The organism is Ralstonia sp. 110700041-2 (assembly GCF_056280165.1).
Genome location: NZ_JBSFAI010000006.1, coordinates 169,801 through 186,804, shown reverse-complemented (window position 1 = coordinate 186,804; position 17,004 = coordinate 169,801). Strand labels below are relative to the sequence as shown.

The window sequence follows — 17,004 nt, the reverse complement described above, 5'->3', positions numbered from 1 at the left end:
CGGCGCATCGTAGTTCAATCCGCCAGCCACCACCGGCGCGGCACCCACTTCCCGCGCAAGACCTTACCTACGCCCTACCGGCAGGTGTCGCACCCCGGCTTAAGCCCAACTCATCCTAAAAGGCCGCCCCTGCGATATTGCAAACAATTGTGAAAAGCTAATCGGAGAGCCCGGTTTTGTGGCGTTCTATCATTTTTTATCACGCCATTACAAGGTGCGAGCTCTCAGAAAGTATAGGAGCCAGCCCACGGGCGGGTAGGGCGCCCGGGTATACGCTGCCCCGAACCCTCGCTACCGAGCCTTCCGCCAGCGCCCTTGTTCGGGCGTTCAAGCCGCAGTCGCCGCCCAGAACATCAGCACTGCCAAGCTGAGGGCTGCTCCCCAGAAGACATATCCTTGATCATCCTGCCGACGCATACACCTGCGTCGAAAGCACCGCCCCCAATCCACTGCCCGCCGCATAGAACAGCATGTACGCGCCAAACAGCCGGCTGTGCGCCTCCGGCCGCAAGCGAGAAATCAGCCTCTGATTGAGCACGTGCACGGCCTGCACACCCAGGTCCAACAGAACCACACCGACGATCAGCCCTGCCAGATGCTGCGCCCCCAAACCGAGCGGCAGCCAGGCTACCAGTAGCAAATCCAACGCGACGCCGGTGGCCGCCTGTGCCCAACGGCGATCCGCCTGGTGCCCCGCTCGCGCGGCCGCCAGCGCGCCAATCACGCCAACCAGACCGAATGAGCCAATGCCTGCTGGCGAAAACTCATAGGGCGGCGCACTCAGAGCCAGCGCCATCGCGCCCCAGAAGACATTGAACGCCGCGAACATCAGCAAACCGATCAGGCCACGTCCCTGCAAAACAGGTTCGGCCATCAGGAGTTGCCACATCGAGCGCAGAAGCGCTATGTATTTCGGGGGCGAAAGTACAGTCGGCGGCGTCGGCAACGCGCGCCAGAGCATACACAGCATCGCCACCGAGAAGCCTACTGACGTCGCATAGACAGCACGCCAGCCGGCGACTTCAGCGATCCAGCCCGTCAGGGCATGTGCCAACAGAAGACCGATAACTACCCCGCCCTGTACCGCGCCAACCACGCGACCACGCTCCGGCGAAGGTGCCAACACGGCGGCGCAGGCTATCAGTCCTTGTGTCATCGCGGTGCCAAGCAAACCGATAGAGAGCATGCCAAGCAGCAACGACCAGTGCGCCTGCACCAGACCTACCGCGAGCAGCGCCGGCGTGAGCAGGACGAGCCGCACCAGCAGCTCTCGCTTGCACGGCCAGCGGTCGCCCAGCGGAACGACTAGCGCCAGAGCAAGCGCACAACCAACTTGGGTGGCACCGATGATGCCGCCCACCCATGCGTCGCTGAGCGCAAAGTCACGGGCCAGTGCTCCGAGCAGCGGCTGGGCGAAATAGACGTTGGATATGCTGGCCGCTGCGCAGAATGCCAGCATGCCAACCCATGCATGCGGCAACACTGAAAAAGTGGTTGGCCCGCTCGGTAGACGAACCGTTCACAGCGCAATCACGGGATATCTCCACCTCGCTTGGTTTTAAAATAGAACCAAATAAGCCTGGTCAACGCAGTTTTCTCATGCAACCGCTGCGCTGAGGCGGGATTGGTCGGCCATGCCGTCAATGCTTTGTGTCAACATGGCGTTGGTGCGTTGTCCAAACTGGAGAGTCAAGGCGGAAAAGGCCGAGCTCGGAGCGAGTTCATCGCGGCGATGCAAACAAAAAGCCCCGAACCAGTCGGGGCTTTTTTCGCATTTTTGGAGGCGGAGGCCGGAATCGAACCGGCGTACACGGCTTTGCAGGCCGCTGCATAACCACTTTGCTACCCCGCCAGGGGCTCAGCACCGCATTGTAGCAATTCATGAAGAACCGCGTATTTGCCGTGCCGATAAACAAAAAGGGAAGCAAGGCTTCCCTTCGGGATTGGAGCGGGAAACGAGGCTCGAACTCGCGACCTCAACCTTGGCAAGGTTGCGCTCTACCAACTGAGCTATTCCCGCGTAACCGGTTATGCCGCCGCGCCATCACATCAACACGGCCACATATTTCAAACTGGAGCGGGAAACGAGGCTCGAACTCGCGACCTCAACCTTGGCAAGGTTGCGCTCTACCAACTGAGCTATTCCCGCATTTTTGGCTACCAGCACTGCCGTACAACCTTTGTGCTGCCAGACCGTTTGCGTCACATCACTGCAACGCGAGAACGAGATTATGGCAAAGAAGAATCGCCGTCGTCAATACTTTTGCGCAAGAGTTTTTAGAGGCTCATTTTGCGCGCTCGCGGATCTGCGGCCAGGCGAGCTTCATGTAGTACGCCATCGACCACAGCGTGAGTACTGCCGCCACGTAAATCAGCCATGTGCCCCACACCTGCGCGTCGATCATGCCGAACAGGCGGCCCTCGAACAGCAGCAGCGGAATTGCGATCATCTGGAAGGTCGTCTTCAGCTTGCCGAGAAAGTTGACGGCCACGCTCTTCGACGCGCCAATCTGCGCCATCCACTCACGCAGGGCGGAGATGGTGATCTCGCGGCCAATGATGACGAGTGCGATGACGTCGGACACGCGGCCCAATGACAGCAGCACCAGCAGCGCGGCGGCCACCATCAGCTTGTCGGCCACCGGATCGAGGAAGGCACCGAAAGCAGAGGTCTGGTTCCAGCGGCGAGCAAGAAAGCCGTCGAACCAATCAGTGAGGCTTGCTACGATGAAGAACACCGCGGCCGTCAGGTTCTTGGCGGGCAGTGCCATCCAGGTGTCCGGCACGTAGAACACGCCCACCACCAGCGGGATCATGGCCACACGCAACCAGGTCAGGAGGATCGGGAAGTTGAAAGGCATGGCAAATCGAGAGGACAACCGCCGCGCAAGCTCGACCCCACGCGACAAGATGGGGCATTGTCGCCGATCAATGCAACTGACGGTAGATTTCTTCGGCGAGGGTCTGGGAGATGCCTTCCACCGTGGCGAGTTCGGCGACGCTCGCGGCCATCACACCGCGCAGGCCGCCAAAGCGCGCCAGCAACCGCTGCCGGCGCTTGGCGCCGATGCCTTCGATCTCTTCCAGCCGCGACGTGTTGCGCGCTTTGGCGCGCTTGGCGCGCATACCGGTGATGGCAAAGCGGTGCGCTTCGTCGCGAATTTGCGCGACGAGCATCAGCGCGGCGCTGCCCTGCCCTAGCTCCAGTGACGGCCGGCCATCGGCGAAGACCAGCGTTTCGAGGCCCACCTTGCGCCCCTCGCCCTTGGCCACACCGACGAGCAATCCAATATCCAACCCCAGTTCCTCAAAAACCTGGCGAGCGACTTCCACCTGCCCCTTGCCGCCGTCGATCAGCACGATGGTCGGCATGTTGGGCGCGTCTTCGCCTGCCTGCTCGACGATCTTCTGGTAGCGGCGCGTGAGGACTTGCCGCATGGCCGCGTAGTCGTCGCCGGGGGTGATGTCCTGGATGTTGTAGCGGCGGTATTCGCTGTTTTGCATGGCGTGGCTGTGAAAAACCACGCACGAGGCTTGCGTGGCCTCGCCGGCGGTGTGGCTGATGTCGAAGCACTCGACGCGCAGCGCGGCAAGGTCTTCCAGGTCAATGCCGATGGTCTCGGCCAGCGCAAGTGTGCGGGCCTGCTGGCTGCCTTGCTCGGAAAGGCGACGCATCAGCGACAGCTCGGCGCCCTTCTCCGCCATCTCCAGCCACGCGCGGCGCCCGCCCTGCGGCTGGCGCACAACCGAAACGCGGCGCCCGGCCTGCTCGGCCAGCGCGTTGATCAACTCGGTTGCGTGAATCTGATGGCTGACCACCAGCACCGGCGGCACAAACTGATCGAGATAGTGCTGCGCGACGAAGGCTTCGAGGATGTCGCTGGCCATGCGTTCGGCATCGCGTGATGTTTCTGCCGCAGCCTCACCGTCGGCTTCCACATCCACGCCGACAATGGCGGCGCCCTCTTCCACGTGCGTGGGAAAGTAAGCCTTGTCGCCCAGATGGCGCCCGCCGCGCACCATCGCGAGGTTCACGCAGGCGTGGCCGCCCTTGATGGCAACCGCCAGGATGTCGATGTCGCTGGCGTGGCCGACTTCTTCCACCGACTGCTGCTTGAGCACCGTCGACAATGCACCGATCTGGTCGCGCACGATGGCAGCCTGCTCGAACTCCAGCGACTCGGCGTAGCGCTGCATCTTGTCCTGAAGCGTCTGCATGACCTCGTCCTGCCGGCCCTGCAGGAAACCGGCCGCGTTGGCGACGTCGCGCGCGTAATCCTCTGCGCCGATCGCCTGGACGCACGGGCCACTGCAACGATGAATCTGATGCAGCAGGCACGGCCGCGTGCGGTTATTGAAGACGGTGTCTTCGCACGTGCGTAGCTGGAACACCTTCTGCAGGATCTGCATGCTCTCTCGCACGGCATGCGCGCTCGGGAATGGGCCGAAGTACTGATGCCTGCGATCGGTCGCGCCGCGGTAATACGCCATGCGCGGATACGCGTGCTGCGTGAGCTTGAGATACGGATACGACTTGTCGTCGCGAAACAGGATGTTGTAGCGCGGCGCCAGCGCCTTGATCAGGTTGTTTTCGAGCAGCAGCGCTTCGGCCTCGTTGCGCACGACCGTGGTGTCGATGCGCGCGATCTTCGCCACCATCATTGCGATGCGCGGCGAAAGCAGCGTCTTGTTGAAGTAGCTCGACACGCGCTTCTTGAGGTCGCGCGCTTTGCCCACATAGAGCACGTTGCCCTGCGCATCAAAGTAGCGATACACGCCCGGCAGGTTCGGCAGGCGTGCGATGTGTGCTTTCGCATCGAACTCGGGCACATCCGCTGGCGCGCTGGGCTTGACGCTCTCGGGCGTCTCGGGGGGCTGGGGTTGCGTGGGGTCGGACGACATGGCGTTCGCTGGATCAGAGGCCGTCAGTGTAGAACAAGCTGCCGACTACAATGTCGGCCCGCCCTTCTTCGCTGCCCGACTCGCCTTCCTGCATGCGCACCATCACATCCTGGGATCTTTTCTGCCGCGTCGTCGACAACTATGGCGACATTGGCGTCTGCTGGCGCTTGGCTCGACAGCTTGTACAGGAGCACGGCCACACCGTCCGTCTGTGGGTGGACGATCTCCGTTCGTTCGAAAAGATCTGCCCCGCTGTCGACGCAGAGGCCGATGCGCAGCGCGTCTCGGGCGTGGATATTCGCCACTGGGCTGACGACGCCCAGGCTGCCAGCCTCCTAGCCACCGACGCACATCCCGCGCTGCATGATGTGGTGATTGGCGCCTTCGCATGCGCCGTCCCGGAGCCCCTACAGACGCTCATGGCCCAGCAGGCATCCCAAGGCCCGGCGCCGGTTTGGATCAACCTGGAATACCTGAGCGCCGAGGACTGGGTTGCCGAACATCACGCGATGCAGTCGCCACATCTGCGACTGCCGCTCGTCAAGCACTTCTTCTTCCCCGGTTTTGCACGCAACACCGGCGGCGTACTGCGGGAGTCGCATCTTGGCGCGCAACGCAAGACGTTCGAGGTAAGCCCCGCCGCCCACCAGGCCTTATGGCACCGACTCGGAGTCGACGACCTGATGCGCGACAACCCTGACGCCCTGCGCGTCAGCCTGTTCGCCTATGCCAACTCGGCGCTGCCAACGCTGGCCGCCCAATGGGAAGCCTCACCCCAACCGGTGATCTGCCTGGTGCCGGAGGGCCTGGCCGCCAGACAGATCGCCGAGCTATTCGGCGACGCCGACGCCGCCAGAACCGGCGCGCGATGGGCGCGCGGCAACCTGAGCGTGGCGGTCGTGCCTTTCGTGCCGCAAGAGCACTACGACCCGCTGCTCTGGGCATGCGACATCAATTTCGTGCGCGGTGAAGACTCGTTCGTGCGTGCCCAATGGGCGCTGAAACCGTTTGTCTGGCACATCTACCCCCAAAGCGACGACGTACACCTCGCGAAACTGGACGCTTTTCTGGCTCGCTATACCCCCGCTCTGGCAGAGGCCGACGCCAAGGCGCTTATCGCCTTCTGGCACGCCTGGAATGGTGCGCCAGCGCCACTCAACTGGACGGACTTTGCAGCCGCCGCGCCTCGCCTGCGCGCACGGGCCGTCACTTGGGAGCAAAGCTTGATGCAACTAGGCGATCTCGCCGCGAATCTGGTGGCATTTTGCGAAAAACAGGTAAAATAGCGGGCTGATCTGTATGCGACCCCCGGCTCTGACCTGGTTCGCGCGGCCCGGAGGGTATCGCGCGGTGCTTCGTTGCTTGGCGCGCATCGAACCCTCTTACTCTCAGGAAATGTGAAATGGCTTTGAAAATCGCGCAAGAACTTCGCGCTGGCAACGTGTTCATGATCGGCAACGACGCAATGGTCGTGCTCAAGACCGAGTACAGCCGTTCGGGCCGTTCGGGCGCCGTCGTCAAGATGAAGTACAAGAACCTGCTGACCGGCGCAGGCGGCGAGTCGGTGTTCAACGCCGACGACAAGATGGACCAGGTCATCCTGGAGAAGAAGGAAGCCGAGTACTCCTACTTCGACGGCACGATGTACGTGTTCATGGATCCGGTCACCTACGAACAATACAACGTTGAGCCCGCCGCCATGGGCAGCGCGTTGAACTACCTGCAAGACGGCATGAAGGTCGAAGTGACGTTCTACAACGAGAACGCCATCTCGGTGGAACTGCCGACCACGGTTGTCCGCGAAATCGTCTACACCGAACCGGCTGTCAAGGGCGACACGTCGTCGGGTAAGGTTCTGAAGGCGGCTCGCATCAACGACAACGAAGAATTCACGATCATGGTCCCGCTGTTCTGCAACATCGGCGAGAAGATCGAAATCGACACGCGTACCGACGAGTACCGCAGCCGCGCCAAGTAAGAGCTGGCGTCGCAGCAAGCAGAAAGGCTCCCTCGGGAGCCTTTTCTTTTGCGATCGCGTTTTTGCGTTTTGGCGCTACGCGATGAGTTTCGCCTCGCGCAACGTACGCAGCGCCTGCTTGTAGGCCGATTGCTGCTGCAACTTGGCCCAGTCCTTCTCGGCCCGGCCGCCAAACAGCCGGCGCACGCGCCGCTGCGATGCCTTGCCCATCGACACGTCCAGCTCGCCGAGCAATTGATCGGCCTTGTCCGGCGCATTACAGATCAGCACCATGTCGCAGCCGGCCGTGAGCGCTGCTCGCGCACCGTCGACCACCGTGCCGGCAACGCTCGCGCCTTCCATGCTCAGGTCATCGCTGAAGATCACGCCGTCAAAGTTGAAATGCGCGCGCAGCATGTCCTGCAGCCAGAAGCGAGAGAAGCCTGCCGGGTTCGGATCGACCGCTGAATAAATCACGTGCGCCGGCATCACGGATTGCAGGCCGATGCCCATCCAGCCGTAAGGCTGCGCGTCGTCAGCGAGGATGGCCTCCAGCGGACGCTCGTCCACCGGCACGGCGACGTGCGAATCAGCCTGGACGTAGCCGTGACCGGGGAAATGCTTGCCGCAGTTGGACATGCCAGCCAGGCGCAGGCCCAGCGTCAGGTGGTTGGCAAGCATCGTAACCACCCGCGGGTCGCGATGAAACGCGCGATCGCCGATCACGCTGCTGCTGCCGTAGTCGAGATCGAGCACGGGCGTGAAGCTGAGGTCGATATCGCACGCCCTCAGTTCAGCGGCCAGCACGTAGCCGCAGGCGGTGGCAGCGCGCGTGGCGGCCAGCACATCGGCGTCCCATAGCTTGCCCAGCGCGCCCATGGCGGGCAGGTGCGTGAAACCGTCGGTCTTGGCGCGCTGCACGCGACCGCCTTCGTGGTCGATGCAAATCAGCACGTCATTACGAATGGCGCGAATGGCTTGCGTGAGCGCCGTCAACTGCGCGCGCGATTCAAAGTTGCGGGCAAACAGGATCACGCCGCCCGTCAATGGATGGGCAATGCGTCGAACATCGTCGAGGCCGAGTTCCAGGCCGGCAACATCCAGAACGATCGGGCCTGGACGCTTCTGCTTCTTGGTTTGAGTCATGCGGAGGATTTGGTTTGCAACTCGGCAACGGCGAAGGCGACTGCGTAGTCGCGCTCGTCCGTCACACTGATCTGGATATGAAGGCCATGCTGCGCGATCCAGTCGGCCAGTTCACCGCTGTAGCGCACCACCGGTTGGCCGGATGGCAAGTTCAGCGTCTGTACCGCACGCCACGTCATCGGCCAGCGCATGCCCAGGCCGATGGCCTTGGACACGGCTTCCTTGGCGGCAAAGCGCGTGGCAAGAAACGCAAGGCCCCGCCGCTCAGAGCGCGCCTTGCGGGCATGGTAGACGCGCAGCTCTTCGGGGCCCAGCACCTTTTCGGCGAAGCGGCCGTTGGTCCGCTGCATCACGCCTTCGACGCGCTCGATCTGGATGATGTCGGTGCCGATGCCGTAAATCGCACCGGACACCGAGGCGGCTGCGCCCCGTCCGCTCATACAGGCACGCCCGGGTGTGCGGCCGCCGGGGTCGTGGACGACAGCCGAGCCGCAACCATGATCGCCTTCATCTCGCGCACCGCGTTCTGCCACCCGGCAAACACCGCATGCGCAACGACGGCGTGGCCGATGTTGAGTTCATGAATGCCGGCGATGGCCGCGATCGGCTGCACGTTCGTGTAGTGGAGGCCGTGGCCAGCGTTCACACGCACGCCCCAGCGGATGCCCTCTTCCACCGCGGTCTCGATGCGGACGAGTTCCGCCCGCAGCTCAGCATCGTCGGTCGCTTCGGCATAGCGGCCCGTATGCAGTTCGATGACGGGAGCACCGGCAGCGGCGGCCGCCTCGATCTGTGCCGCATCCGGATCGATGAACAGCGACACGCGGATGCCCGCATCGGCCAGCTGCTTACAAGCGGCTTGCACCTTGGCAAAACCGCCCACCACGTCCAGGCCGCCTTCGGTGGTCACTTCCTGACGGCGCTCGGGCACGAGGCAGACGTCTTGGGGGCCGATATCGCACGCGATGTCGAGCATCTCCTGCGTGACGGCGCACTCCAGGTTCATGCGGGTGCGCAGTTGCGGCCGCAGCGCGCGCACATCGGCGTCCTTGATGTGGCGGCGATCTTCGCGCAGGTGCAGGGTAATGAGATCGGCGCCGGCTTCTTCGGCCAACAGCGCCGCGGCGATCGGGTCCGGGTAGGTGGTGCCGCGCGCGTTGCGCAGCGTGGCGACGTGGTCGATATTGATGCCCAGGTCGATGATTCCCGGCGAGGCATGAAAGATCATAGTTTCTGCAAGTCGATCAGGATCTGGCGCGTCGAAAGCGGCGTGCCATGCAAATGATAATGCAGCAGGAAACGCATCAGGCTGCGGCTTTGCTGCGCGGTCGTGGGGCGCGAGGCGTAATCGTCGTGTTCCATGTCGATCAGCGTCTGGCCGCGCAACACAGGCCAGGACGATGGATCGCTGGGAAGCGTCCGCCGGATGCCGCGCTCGGGGTGATAGACGTATTCGGCGTCGGCCTGCACGGGTTCGCCGTCGATGCAGCGATCGAGCTGCGCGGCAAAGCCGGTCTCACGCAGCAGCACACGTTCGAACGCCCGCAGCGTGAAGGCCGCGGGTTCGCCATGGGCAAGCTTATTGAGTGTTTCGACGTAATGCGCGAACAGTACCGGATGGCCGTCTTCGCGGGCGACGAACTTGACGAGCAGTTCGTTCAGATAGAACCCGGATAGCAGCCCCTCGCCGCCCAGCGGCAACATGCCGCCCACCCACTCGGCGCGAGTCAGCGTGCGCACATCACCGCGACCGCTCCAGGACAGCGACAGCGGCTGGAACGTCTGCAACACCGCACGCAACGCCGAATGCGGACGCTTGGCCCCCTTGGCGACCAGCGCCATGCGCCCGTAGTCCGGCGTGAAGACGTCGATGATGAGGCTGGTTTCCCGATACGGATAACTGTGCAGCACGAAGGCCGGCTGCGCAGCAACACGTGTTTCGGAACGCCCGGCAGGAAAGCTCCTGCGCGGCGCGGCGCCGGCAACGCCCTCCTCGGCCAGCCATTCCGCGGCCTCGTCCGGAATCGGATCGGATCGTCCCGCCATCGAACGTGTGTAGAGTGGCCCGGCTAGGTGGTTATTCGTAGCCGTAGGCGCGCAGGCCGGCTTCGTTGTCGGCCCAACCGCTCTTGACCTTGATCCAGACCTCCAGATACACCTTGCCGTCGAACAGCTTTTCCATGTCCATGCGGGCTTCGGTGGAGATCTGCTTGAGCTTGGCGCCCTTCGCACCGATGATCATCGCCTTGTGGGCATCGCGATCGACCAGAATGGTCACGAACACGCGGCGCAGGCGACCTTCGGTTTCGAATTTGTCGACGATGACGGTGCTGGAATACGGTAACTCGTCGCCAGTCCAGCGGAAGACCTTCTCACGAACAATTTCGGCGGCCAGGAAGCGCTCGCTGCGATCGGTCAGCGCTTCCGGGTCGTACATCGGTTCGCCTTCCGGCAGGTACGGGCGCACGATGCCGAGCAAGCGGTCGATGTCGTCGCGATTCTTGGCCGACATCGGCACGATTTCGGCAAACGGAAACACCTGTGCCATGTCCTGCAGGAACACGGCGACCATCTCGGCGCGCGTGTACGCATCGAGCCGGTCGACCTTATTGACGATCAGGATCACGGGCGTCTCGCGCGGCAGCAGCGAGAGCACCTTCTCGTCGTCCGGGCCATAGCGGCCGGCTTCGACCACGAACAACACGGCATCCACCGACGTGAGCGTGGACGTGACCGCGCGGTTCAGCGACCGGTTCAGCGCGGTGGCGTGACGCGTCTGGAAGCCCGGCGTATCGACGAAGACGAACTGCGCGTCATCCGTCGTCTGAATGCCAGTGATGCGGTGGCGCGTGGTCTGCGCCTTGCGCGATGTGATGCTGACTTTCTGGCCCACGAGGGCGTTCATCAGCGTGGATTTGCCGACGTTCGGCCGCCCAACAATGGCGACCATGCCGCAGCGGAACCCCTCCGGCACGCCAGATTCTGGCTGCGGAGGCTGCAATGGGGTGTCGCTCATTTACCTGATTATTCCTTCAACCTGAGAGACAACTGCGGATCGGGCGGCGTGGCCTGCTTGCGCGTCTTGCCGGTGCGCTCGGCGCGGCTGCGCTTGACGAGCTGCGGCACCAGGCGATGCGCTTCATCCAGGGCCAGCTTGGCCGCCGACTGTTCGGCCGCGCGCCGCGATGCCCCGCTGCCGGAGACGCGAATCTCCAGCTTGGGAATCGAGCACTCGACCTCGAATTGCTGATTATGCGCCGCGCCGTGGGTGGCCACCACCGTGTACAGCGGCAACGCGATCTTGTGACCTTGGAGGTACTCCTGCAACAGCGTCTTGGCGTCCTTGCCGAGCGTGCGCGGGTCCACCTGCTCGAGGATGGGGATGTACAGCTTGCGAATCAGCGTGCGGGCTGCATCGAAGCCACCGTCGAGAAACACCGCCCCGAAAATCGCTTCCAGCGCATCGGCCAGGATAGATGGGCGGCGGAAACCTCCGCTTTTCAACTCGCCTTCGCCCAAACGCAGGGCATCGGGCAACTGCAGCATCTGCGCGATCTCGTACAGCGCCTGTTGCTTGACCAGATTGGCCCGCACGCGCGACAGATCGCCCTCGTCCAGCTTGCCGAACATGCCGTAGAGCATGTCAGCGACGGCGCAATTCAGGATCGAATCGCCAAGAAATTCCAGGCGCTCGTTATGCATCGCGCTGTGGCTGCGATGGGTGAGCGCCTGCTGCAGCAACTCCGGTTTGCTGAAGCGGTAGCCAAGACGTTGCTGTAGCGCATCCAAACTCATGTCAACGCTGGGTCCCCGAATAGGTGATCACCAGACCGATGGGGCCATACAAGGGGATCTCGCGCTTGTACGAGAAACGCACCGCCTGGATGGAGCCACCGCCGTCCAGCACTTCCAGATCTTCACCCTTGATCGAAGTGATGTCATCGATCGCGGCTTGCTTGTCAAAGGCGCTGGCCACCTCTTCGCGCGTGCTCGCACGCTCGCGCGCCTGCTTAACAGCACGTGTGATGGCCTGGTATTCCATCAGGCTCGGCACAGACCGAATGGCCGGCAGCACAAACGTAATCAGCACGATGATGCCGATCAGCATGCCAAACATCGTAATCCCGCGCGACGGGCGTTTCAGACCGGCCTGACGAATCCGCATTGCATTTCCCCCGTTTTGCAATTGCCGAGTTTCAATAAGAGATTTTTGCTTCACTTACGGGATCAATGGAAACCACCGATCCGCTTCAGGTCACCCAGGTTCATCCAGATGAAGAACGCTTTCCCGACGATGTTCTTGTCCGGCACGAAGCCCCAATAGCGGGAGTCCGCGCTGTTGTCGCGATTATCGCCCATCATAAAATAGTGACCTGCAGGTACCTTGCAGGTGAAGCCGGTCTGATTGTAAGTGCAGTTTTCGCGGAACGGAAAATCATCCGGACCGGAGACATAGGCCGGGCGGTCGGCATCGTTCAGGATGTTGTGCGTCACGTTCCCCAGCGTCTCCTGGTACTGCTTCGAGTACGTCAGGCGCTCGCCATCAAGGTAATCGGACTGCGGCGCGTAGGTTGCCGGCTGGCCGTTCACGGTCAGGCGCTTGTTGTCATACTTCACCACGTCGCCGGGCACGCCGATCACGCGCTTGATGTAGTCCATCGACTCGTCTTTCGGATAGCGAAAGACCATCACGTCGCCACGTTGCGGTTGATTGAGTTCGACGATCTTCTTGTTCACGATCGGCAAACGAATGCCATACGTGTACTTGTTGACCAGGATGAAATCGCCGATCTGCAGCGTCGGAATCATCGATCCCGACGGAATCTTGAACGGCTCGATCACGAACGAGCGCAGCAGGAACACCGCGGCGATCACCGGGAAGAAGCTGGCGGTGTACTCGAGCCACCACGGCTGGCGCAACTTGTCTTCAGCCAGTTGCAAACGCGCGGCACCGATGTCGCCGCCACCGCCGTACTGCGCCTGCACCTGCGCGCGAGCGTCGAATTCAGCCAGCGCCGTGGCCGCAGCCGCCTGACGCTGGCGCTGGAACACGAGCTTGTCAGCCACCCACGCGATACCAGTGAGGACGACGAGAACAAACAGAATCAGGGCGAAGTTCATGGATGAGAGATCGTCCGAGCGATGTCTGGATTATTTTTCTTCGACGCGCAGGATGGCCAGGAAGGCCTCTTGCGGAATTTCAACGGTACCCACCTGCTTCATGCGCTTCTTGCCCTCTTTCTGCTTTTCGAGGAGCTTCTTCTTGCGCGAGATGTCACCGCCGTAGCACTTGGCCAGCACGTTCTTGCGCAGCGCCTTGACGTTTTCGCGGGCGATCACGTTCGCGCCAATGGCTGCCTGGATCGCTACGTCGTACATCTGGCGCGGAATGATCTCGCGCATCTTGGCGGCCACTTCACGGCCACGGTACGTGCTGTTCGAACGGTGGACGATGATGGACAGCGCATCGACCTTGTCGCCGTTGATAAGGATGTCGACCTTGACCACGTCCGACACGCGGTATTCCTTGAACTCGTAGTCCATCGACGCATAACCGCGCGAGACAGATTTCAGCCGGTCGAAGAAGTCCAGCACGATCTCGCCCATCGGGATTTCGTACGTCAACTGGACTTGGCGGCCGTGGTAGCTCATGTTGATCTGCGAGCCACGCTTCTGCTCGCACAATGTAATCACGGCGCCCACGTACTCCTGGGGCATGTACAGATTGACCGTGACGATCGGCTCGAGAATCGCCTCGATCTTGCTCGGGTCCGCCGGCATCTTGGCGGGGTTCTCCACCTGCACCATCGTGCCGTCGCGCAGTTGCACCTGATAGACCACCGTCGGCGCAGTGGTGATCAGGTCCATGTCGAACTCGCGCTCCAGGCGCTCCTGCACGATCTCCATGTGCAGCAGACCCAGGAAGCCGCAGCGGAAGCCGAAGCCCAGCGCCTGCGACACTTCCGGCTCGTATTGCAGCGACGCGTCATTGAGCTTGAGCTTTTCCAGCGATTCTCGCAGCGCTTCGTACTGATTGGCTTCCACCGGATACAGACCGGCAAACACCTGCGGCTTGACCTCCTTGAAGCCCGGCAGCGGCGCTTCGGCCTTGCGGGGCGCGACGTGGGTGATGGTGTCACCCACCTTGGCGGCCTTCAGCTCCTTGATGCCGGCGATGACGAAGCCGACCTGCCCTGCCGACAACGACTCACGCGGCACCGACTTCGGCGAGAACACGCCCACCTGTTCCACCAAGTGCTGCGCACCGGTCGCCATCAGCAGGACTTTGTCCTTGGCGCGCAGGGTACCGTTCACTACGCGCACCAGCATCACCACGCCGACGTAGTTGTCGAACCACGAGTCGATGATCAGCGCTTGCAGCGGCGCCGCCGGGTCGCCCTTCGGCGCCGGTACTTTGGCGATCAGCGCTTCCAGCACGTCGGCCACGCCCTCGCCGGTCTTGGCGGAGCAGCGCGTCGCGTCGGCAGCGTCGATGCCGATGACGTCTTCGATTTCCTGAATCGCGTTGTCCGGATCGGCCGCAGGCAAGTCAATCTTGTTGAGCACCGGCACCACTTCCACGCCCAGCTCAATGGCGGTGTAACAGTTGGCGACGGTTTGCGCTTCCACACCCTGGGAAGCATCGACCACCAGCAGAGCGCCTTCGCACGCGGACAGCGAGCGGCTGACTTCGTAGCTGAAGTCGACGTGCCCCGGGGTGTCGATCAGGTTGAGGTTATAGACCTTGCCATCCCGCGCCTTGTAGGACAACGCGGCAGTCTGCGCCTTGATCGTGATGCCGCGCTCCTTCTCGATGTCCATCGAGTCCAACACCTGGGCTTCCATCTCGCGGTCGGAGAGCCCGCCACACAACTGGATGATGCGATCGGCCAGCGTCGATTTGCCGTGGTCGATGTGGGCGATGATCGAGAAATTACGGATATTGTCCATCGAATGCGTCGAAAAGCGCCCATCCCGGGCGCGTCTGCCGGGCGCGCGAGGCGGGCCCGGCATGGCCGGCGCGCGTTGGCGGCGTCGGCGGGAGGTATTGGGTTCAAAGCCGAAGTTGCGGCACAACAATCGTGCAGTGCAAAAATCGGCGCTAACAGGCGATTTTACCGGATTTCAGAGGGCTCCCCGCGCCTCTTTTTGCGGCAGCGGCGTCGCGTCAGTTGTGCGCAGTCTGCGCTGCGAGCCACGCCTGCACGGCCGGCACATCGAGAAAGTAGTGGCACAGCTCACGTGCATCTTCCGGTGAGGTTTCCGGAGCGCCCGTCATCAGCACCGGCACCAACTCGTCAAACCGCGCTTCCAGCGCCGGATCGCTGTCGACGTCCACTTCGTGCAGCACAAAAGAAAAACCGCGCCGGAGCGGCTCCAGCGCGTTCTTCATGTCCTCGCACAAATGGCAGTACGTGCGGCCGTAGAGCGTCAGTTGGATCACTGACCACCACCCGAACGGGCGGCGCTCGGGCGCAGCGTCACCACCTGGGTGGCATCGCCACGGCGGACGAACACGGCAACCATGCGGTTCTTGTCCAGCTTGGCAACCACCTCGTTGAACTGCTTGGCGTTGGTGACATCGGTATCACCGACGCGCAGGATCAGGTCGCCCGGTCGAATGCCGACACGCGCCGCCGGCCCTTCAGAGACCTGCACTTCAACGCCACTCTTGGTCTTGAACTCGCGACGTGCGCCGTCGGACAAGTCGGCCACCACCAGCCCCAGCGCGTTCGGCTTGCCCGGGCCCTGCTGGCTGTTATCGGGCTGCGCGCCCTTGGTACGCTGCGCCACCTTCGTGTCGGCCTGCAACTCGGCGACCGTCACGGTCAGATCGCGCGTTGCGCCCTTGCGCCAGACCTGCACGGTGGCGCGCGTGCCCGGCTTGGTCTCGCCGACCTGGCGCTGCAGGTCACCCGCCTTCTCGACATCGCGGCCGTTGTACTTCAAGACGATGTCACCGGCCTCGATGCCCGCCTTGTCCGCCGGACCGCCCGATTCGACATTGCCGACATAGGCGCCACGCGCACGGCCCAGACCCAGCGACTCCGCTGCATCCTTCGGCACGTTGTCGATCGCCACGCCGATGCGACCGCGCGTCACGCGCCCCGTCGCCTTCAACTGCTCAGCCACACGCATCGCCTCGTCGATCGGGATCGAGAACGAGATGCCCATATAGCCGCCGCTTTGGCTGTAGATCTGGTTGTTGATGCCGATCACCTCGCCGCGCAGGTTGATCAGTGGGCCGCCCGAGTTGCCTGGGTTGACGGCCACGTCGGATTGAATGAACGGCAGATAGTCGCCCGTATCGCGCCCCTTGGCCGACACAATGCCCGCCGTAACCGTATTGTCCAGGCCAAACGGAGAACCGATCGCGAGCACCCACTCGCCCACGCGCACCTTGTCGGAATCGCCCAGCTTCAGGCTCGGCAGCGCACTCGCTTCGACCTTGACGAGGGCCACATCGGTGCGTTTGTCCAGGCCGATCAGCTTGGCTTTGTACTCGCGTTTGTCGATCAGCGTGACGTAGATGGTTTCCGCGCCTTCCACCACATGCGCGTTGGTCAGGATGTAGCCGTCGCCCGAGATGATGAAGCCGGAACCAACGCCGCGGCTCTGTTCCTCTTCCTGTTGCGGCGGCGCGTTGCGGCGCTTCTGGCCCTGCCCGGGCATGCCCGGCATCGGTACACCGAAGAAGCGGCGGAAAAATTCAGCCATGTCGTCATCATTCGGACCACCCTGCTGCATACGGACCTTTTCGGTCGTGCGGATGTTGACAACGGCAGGACTGACCTTCTCAACCAGATCGGCAAAATCGGGCAGGCCATACGTGGCCGTGGCCACGCTGCCCGTGGCATTCTGCGCGTGGGCCGGCACCAGCGCGCTCCCAACCGCCACAGCGGCGGCAACGCTTAGCAGACGCAAGGCGTAAATGGATCGAGCGGTACACATGAAAGCTCCCCGGAACAAGGACAGATAGAGAAATGGCACTGCGCAGC

16 protein-coding genes and 3 tRNA genes are annotated in these 17,004 nt (G+C 62.6%); 2 read left to right on the top strand and 17 right to left on the bottom strand.

Annotation, left to right across the window (positions count from 1 at the left end; translation table 11 throughout):
• Positions 1–400: 400 nt before the first annotated feature.
• The 6 genes from ACUXH0_RS10890 to uvrC all read right to left on the bottom strand — a co-directional run bounded on the left by ACUXH0_RS10890 (position 401) and on the right by uvrC (position 4,902).
• Complete coding sequence (locus tag ACUXH0_RS10890; protein WP_012435237.1) at positions 401–1,459, bottom strand: MFS transporter; 1,059 nt, start codon at positions 1,457–1,459, stop codon at positions 401–403.
• 319 nt (positions 1,460–1,778) lie between these two features.
• Positions 1,779–1,852 (bottom strand) — tRNA-Cys (locus tag ACUXH0_RS10885).
• A 92-nt stretch (positions 1,853–1,944) separates the two neighbouring features.
• A tRNA-Gly gene (locus tag ACUXH0_RS10880) sits at positions 1,945–2,020 on the bottom strand.
• 53 nt (positions 2,021–2,073) lie between these two features.
• Positions 2,074–2,149: transfer RNA gene (locus ACUXH0_RS10875), tRNA-Gly, on the bottom strand.
• Positions 2,150–2,285: 136 nt separating this feature from the next.
• Complete coding sequence (gene pgsA, locus ACUXH0_RS10870; RefSeq protein ID WP_004635606.1) at positions 2,286–2,861, bottom strand: CDP-diacylglycerol--glycerol-3-phosphate 3-phosphatidyltransferase; 576 nt, start codon at positions 2,859–2,861, stop codon at positions 2,286–2,288.
• A gap of 67 nt (positions 2,862–2,928) precedes the next feature.
• Positions 2,929–4,902: an excinuclease ABC subunit UvrC gene (gene uvrC, locus ACUXH0_RS10865; RefSeq protein WP_012435236.1), complete on the bottom strand. Its 1,974-nt coding sequence runs from the start codon at positions 4,900–4,902 to the stop codon at positions 2,929–2,931.
• Between the two features lie 92 nt (positions 4,903–4,994).
• On the opposite strand from uvrC, the gene earP reads away from it, so the two are divergent.
• Together earP and efp are read left to right on the top strand one after the other, a co-directional pair.
• The gene (gene earP, locus ACUXH0_RS10860) at positions 4,995–6,188 is read left to right on the top strand and encodes an elongation factor P maturation arginine rhamnosyltransferase EarP (protein ID WP_012435235.1); all 1,194 of its coding nucleotides are present in this window, start codon (positions 4,995–4,997) and stop codon (positions 6,186–6,188) included.
• A gap of 122 nt (positions 6,189–6,310) precedes the next feature.
• Entirely contained in the window at positions 6,311–6,880 is a 570-nt protein-coding gene (gene efp / locus ACUXH0_RS10855) for an elongation factor P (RefSeq protein WP_024542043.1), read from the top strand.
• A gap of 75 nt (positions 6,881–6,955) precedes the next feature.
• Here the strand turns inward: efp and nagZ are convergent, their stop codons facing one another.
• From nagZ to ACUXH0_RS10800, 11 genes are all read right to left on the bottom strand, one after another.
• The gene (gene nagZ / locus ACUXH0_RS10850) at positions 6,956–8,005 is read right to left on the bottom strand and encodes a beta-N-acetylhexosaminidase (protein ID WP_004635611.1); all 1,050 of its coding nucleotides are present in this window, start codon (positions 8,003–8,005) and stop codon (positions 6,956–6,958) included.
• Positions 8,002–8,445 carry a holo-ACP synthase gene (gene acpS / locus ACUXH0_RS10845; protein WP_004635612.1) on the bottom strand — a complete coding sequence of 148 codons (444 nt, stop codon included), beginning with the start codon at positions 8,443–8,445 and terminating at the stop codon, positions 8,002–8,004. The genes nagZ and acpS overlap by 4 nt, the downstream gene beginning before the upstream one ends.
• Positions 8,442–9,233, bottom strand: coding sequence for a pyridoxine 5'-phosphate synthase (pdxJ, locus tag ACUXH0_RS10840; RefSeq protein ID WP_012435233.1), 792 nt, complete (start codon positions 9,231–9,233; stop codon positions 8,442–8,444). The genes acpS and pdxJ overlap by 4 nt, the downstream gene beginning before the upstream one ends.
• Positions 9,230–10,051, bottom strand: coding sequence for a DNA repair protein RecO (gene recO / locus ACUXH0_RS10835; RefSeq protein WP_012435232.1), 822 nt, complete (start codon positions 10,049–10,051; stop codon positions 9,230–9,232). The genes pdxJ and recO overlap by 4 nt, the downstream gene beginning before the upstream one ends.
• A gap of 31 nt (positions 10,052–10,082) precedes the next feature.
• On the bottom strand, positions 10,083–11,021 hold the full coding sequence (era, locus tag ACUXH0_RS10830; protein WP_004635627.1) for a GTPase Era: 939 nt from the start codon (positions 11,019–11,021) through the stop codon (positions 10,083–10,085).
• 8 nt (positions 11,022–11,029) lie between these two features.
• Complete coding sequence (rnc, locus tag ACUXH0_RS10825) at positions 11,030–11,800, bottom strand: ribonuclease III (RefSeq protein ID WP_004635630.1); 771 nt, start codon at positions 11,798–11,800, stop codon at positions 11,030–11,032.
• 1 nt (position 11,801) lies between these two features.
• Complete coding sequence (locus tag ACUXH0_RS10820; RefSeq protein ID WP_012435231.1) at positions 11,802–12,170, bottom strand: DUF4845 domain-containing protein; 369 nt, start codon at positions 12,168–12,170, stop codon at positions 11,802–11,804.
• Between the two features lie 62 nt (positions 12,171–12,232).
• The gene (lepB, locus tag ACUXH0_RS10815; protein WP_004635634.1) at positions 12,233–13,126 is read right to left on the bottom strand and encodes a signal peptidase I; all 894 of its coding nucleotides are present in this window, start codon (positions 13,124–13,126) and stop codon (positions 12,233–12,235) included.
• A gap of 30 nt (positions 13,127–13,156) precedes the next feature.
• A complete protein-coding gene (lepA, locus tag ACUXH0_RS10810; RefSeq protein ID WP_012435230.1) occupies positions 13,157–14,956 on the bottom strand; it encodes a translation elongation factor 4 in 1,800 nt (599 codons plus the stop codon).
• Between the two features lie 217 nt (positions 14,957–15,173).
• Positions 15,174–15,449: a glutaredoxin family protein gene (locus ACUXH0_RS10805; protein WP_182594282.1), complete on the bottom strand. Its 276-nt coding sequence runs from the start codon at positions 15,447–15,449 to the stop codon at positions 15,174–15,176.
• Positions 15,446–16,957: a DegQ family serine endoprotease gene (locus ACUXH0_RS10800; protein ID WP_182594281.1), complete on the bottom strand. Its 1,512-nt coding sequence runs from the start codon at positions 16,955–16,957 to the stop codon at positions 15,446–15,448. The genes ACUXH0_RS10805 and ACUXH0_RS10800 overlap by 4 nt, the downstream gene beginning before the upstream one ends.
• Between the last annotated feature and the right edge of the window lie 47 nt (positions 16,958–17,004).

What these genes read in the sequence shown, in the direction of transcription:
- ACUXH0_RS10890 (WP_012435237.1), bottom strand. Translation starts at nt 1,459, where the DNA reads ATGCTGGCATTCTGCGCAGCGGCCAGCATATCCAACGTCTATTTCGCC.
- pgsA (WP_004635606.1), bottom strand. Translation starts at nt 2,861, where the DNA reads ATGCCTTTCAACTTCCCGATCCTCCTGACCTGGTTGCGTGTGGCCATG.
- uvrC (WP_012435236.1), bottom strand. Translation starts at nt 4,902, where the DNA reads ATGTCGTCCGACCCCACGCAACCCCAGCCCCCCGAGACGCCCGAGAGC.
- earP (WP_012435235.1), top strand. Translation starts at nt 4,995, where the DNA reads ATGCGCACCATCACATCCTGGGATCTTTTCTGCCGCGTCGTCGACAAC.
- nagZ (WP_004635611.1), bottom strand. Translation starts at nt 8,005, where the DNA reads ATGACTCAAACCAAGAAGCAGAAGCGTCCAGGCCCGATCGTTCTGGAT.
- acpS (WP_004635612.1), bottom strand. Translation starts at nt 8,445, where the DNA reads ATGAGCGGACGGGGCGCAGCCGCCTCGGTGTCCGGTGCGATTTACGGC.
- pdxJ (WP_012435233.1), bottom strand. Translation starts at nt 9,233, where the DNA reads ATGATCTTTCATGCCTCGCCGGGAATCATCGACCTGGGCATCAATATC.
- recO (WP_012435232.1), bottom strand. Translation starts at nt 10,051, where the DNA reads ATGGCGGGACGATCCGATCCGATTCCGGACGAGGCCGCGGAATGGCTG.
- era (WP_004635627.1), bottom strand. Translation starts at nt 11,021, where the DNA reads ATGAGCGACACCCCATTGCAGCCTCCGCAGCCAGAATCTGGCGTGCCG.
- rnc (WP_004635630.1), bottom strand. Translation starts at nt 11,800, where the DNA reads ATGAGTTTGGATGCGCTACAGCAACGTCTTGGCTACCGCTTCAGCAAA.
- ACUXH0_RS10820 (WP_012435231.1), bottom strand. Translation starts at nt 12,170, where the DNA reads ATGCGGATTCGTCAGGCCGGTCTGAAACGCCCGTCGCGCGGGATTACG.
- lepB (WP_004635634.1), bottom strand. Translation starts at nt 13,126, where the DNA reads ATGAACTTCGCCCTGATTCTGTTTGTTCTCGTCGTCCTCACTGGTATC.
- lepA (WP_012435230.1), bottom strand. Translation starts at nt 14,956, where the DNA reads ATGGACAATATCCGTAATTTCTCGATCATCGCCCACATCGACCACGGC.
- ACUXH0_RS10800 (WP_182594281.1), bottom strand. Translation starts at nt 16,957, where the DNA reads ATGTGTACCGCTCGATCCATTTACGCCTTGCGTCTGCTAAGCGTTGCC.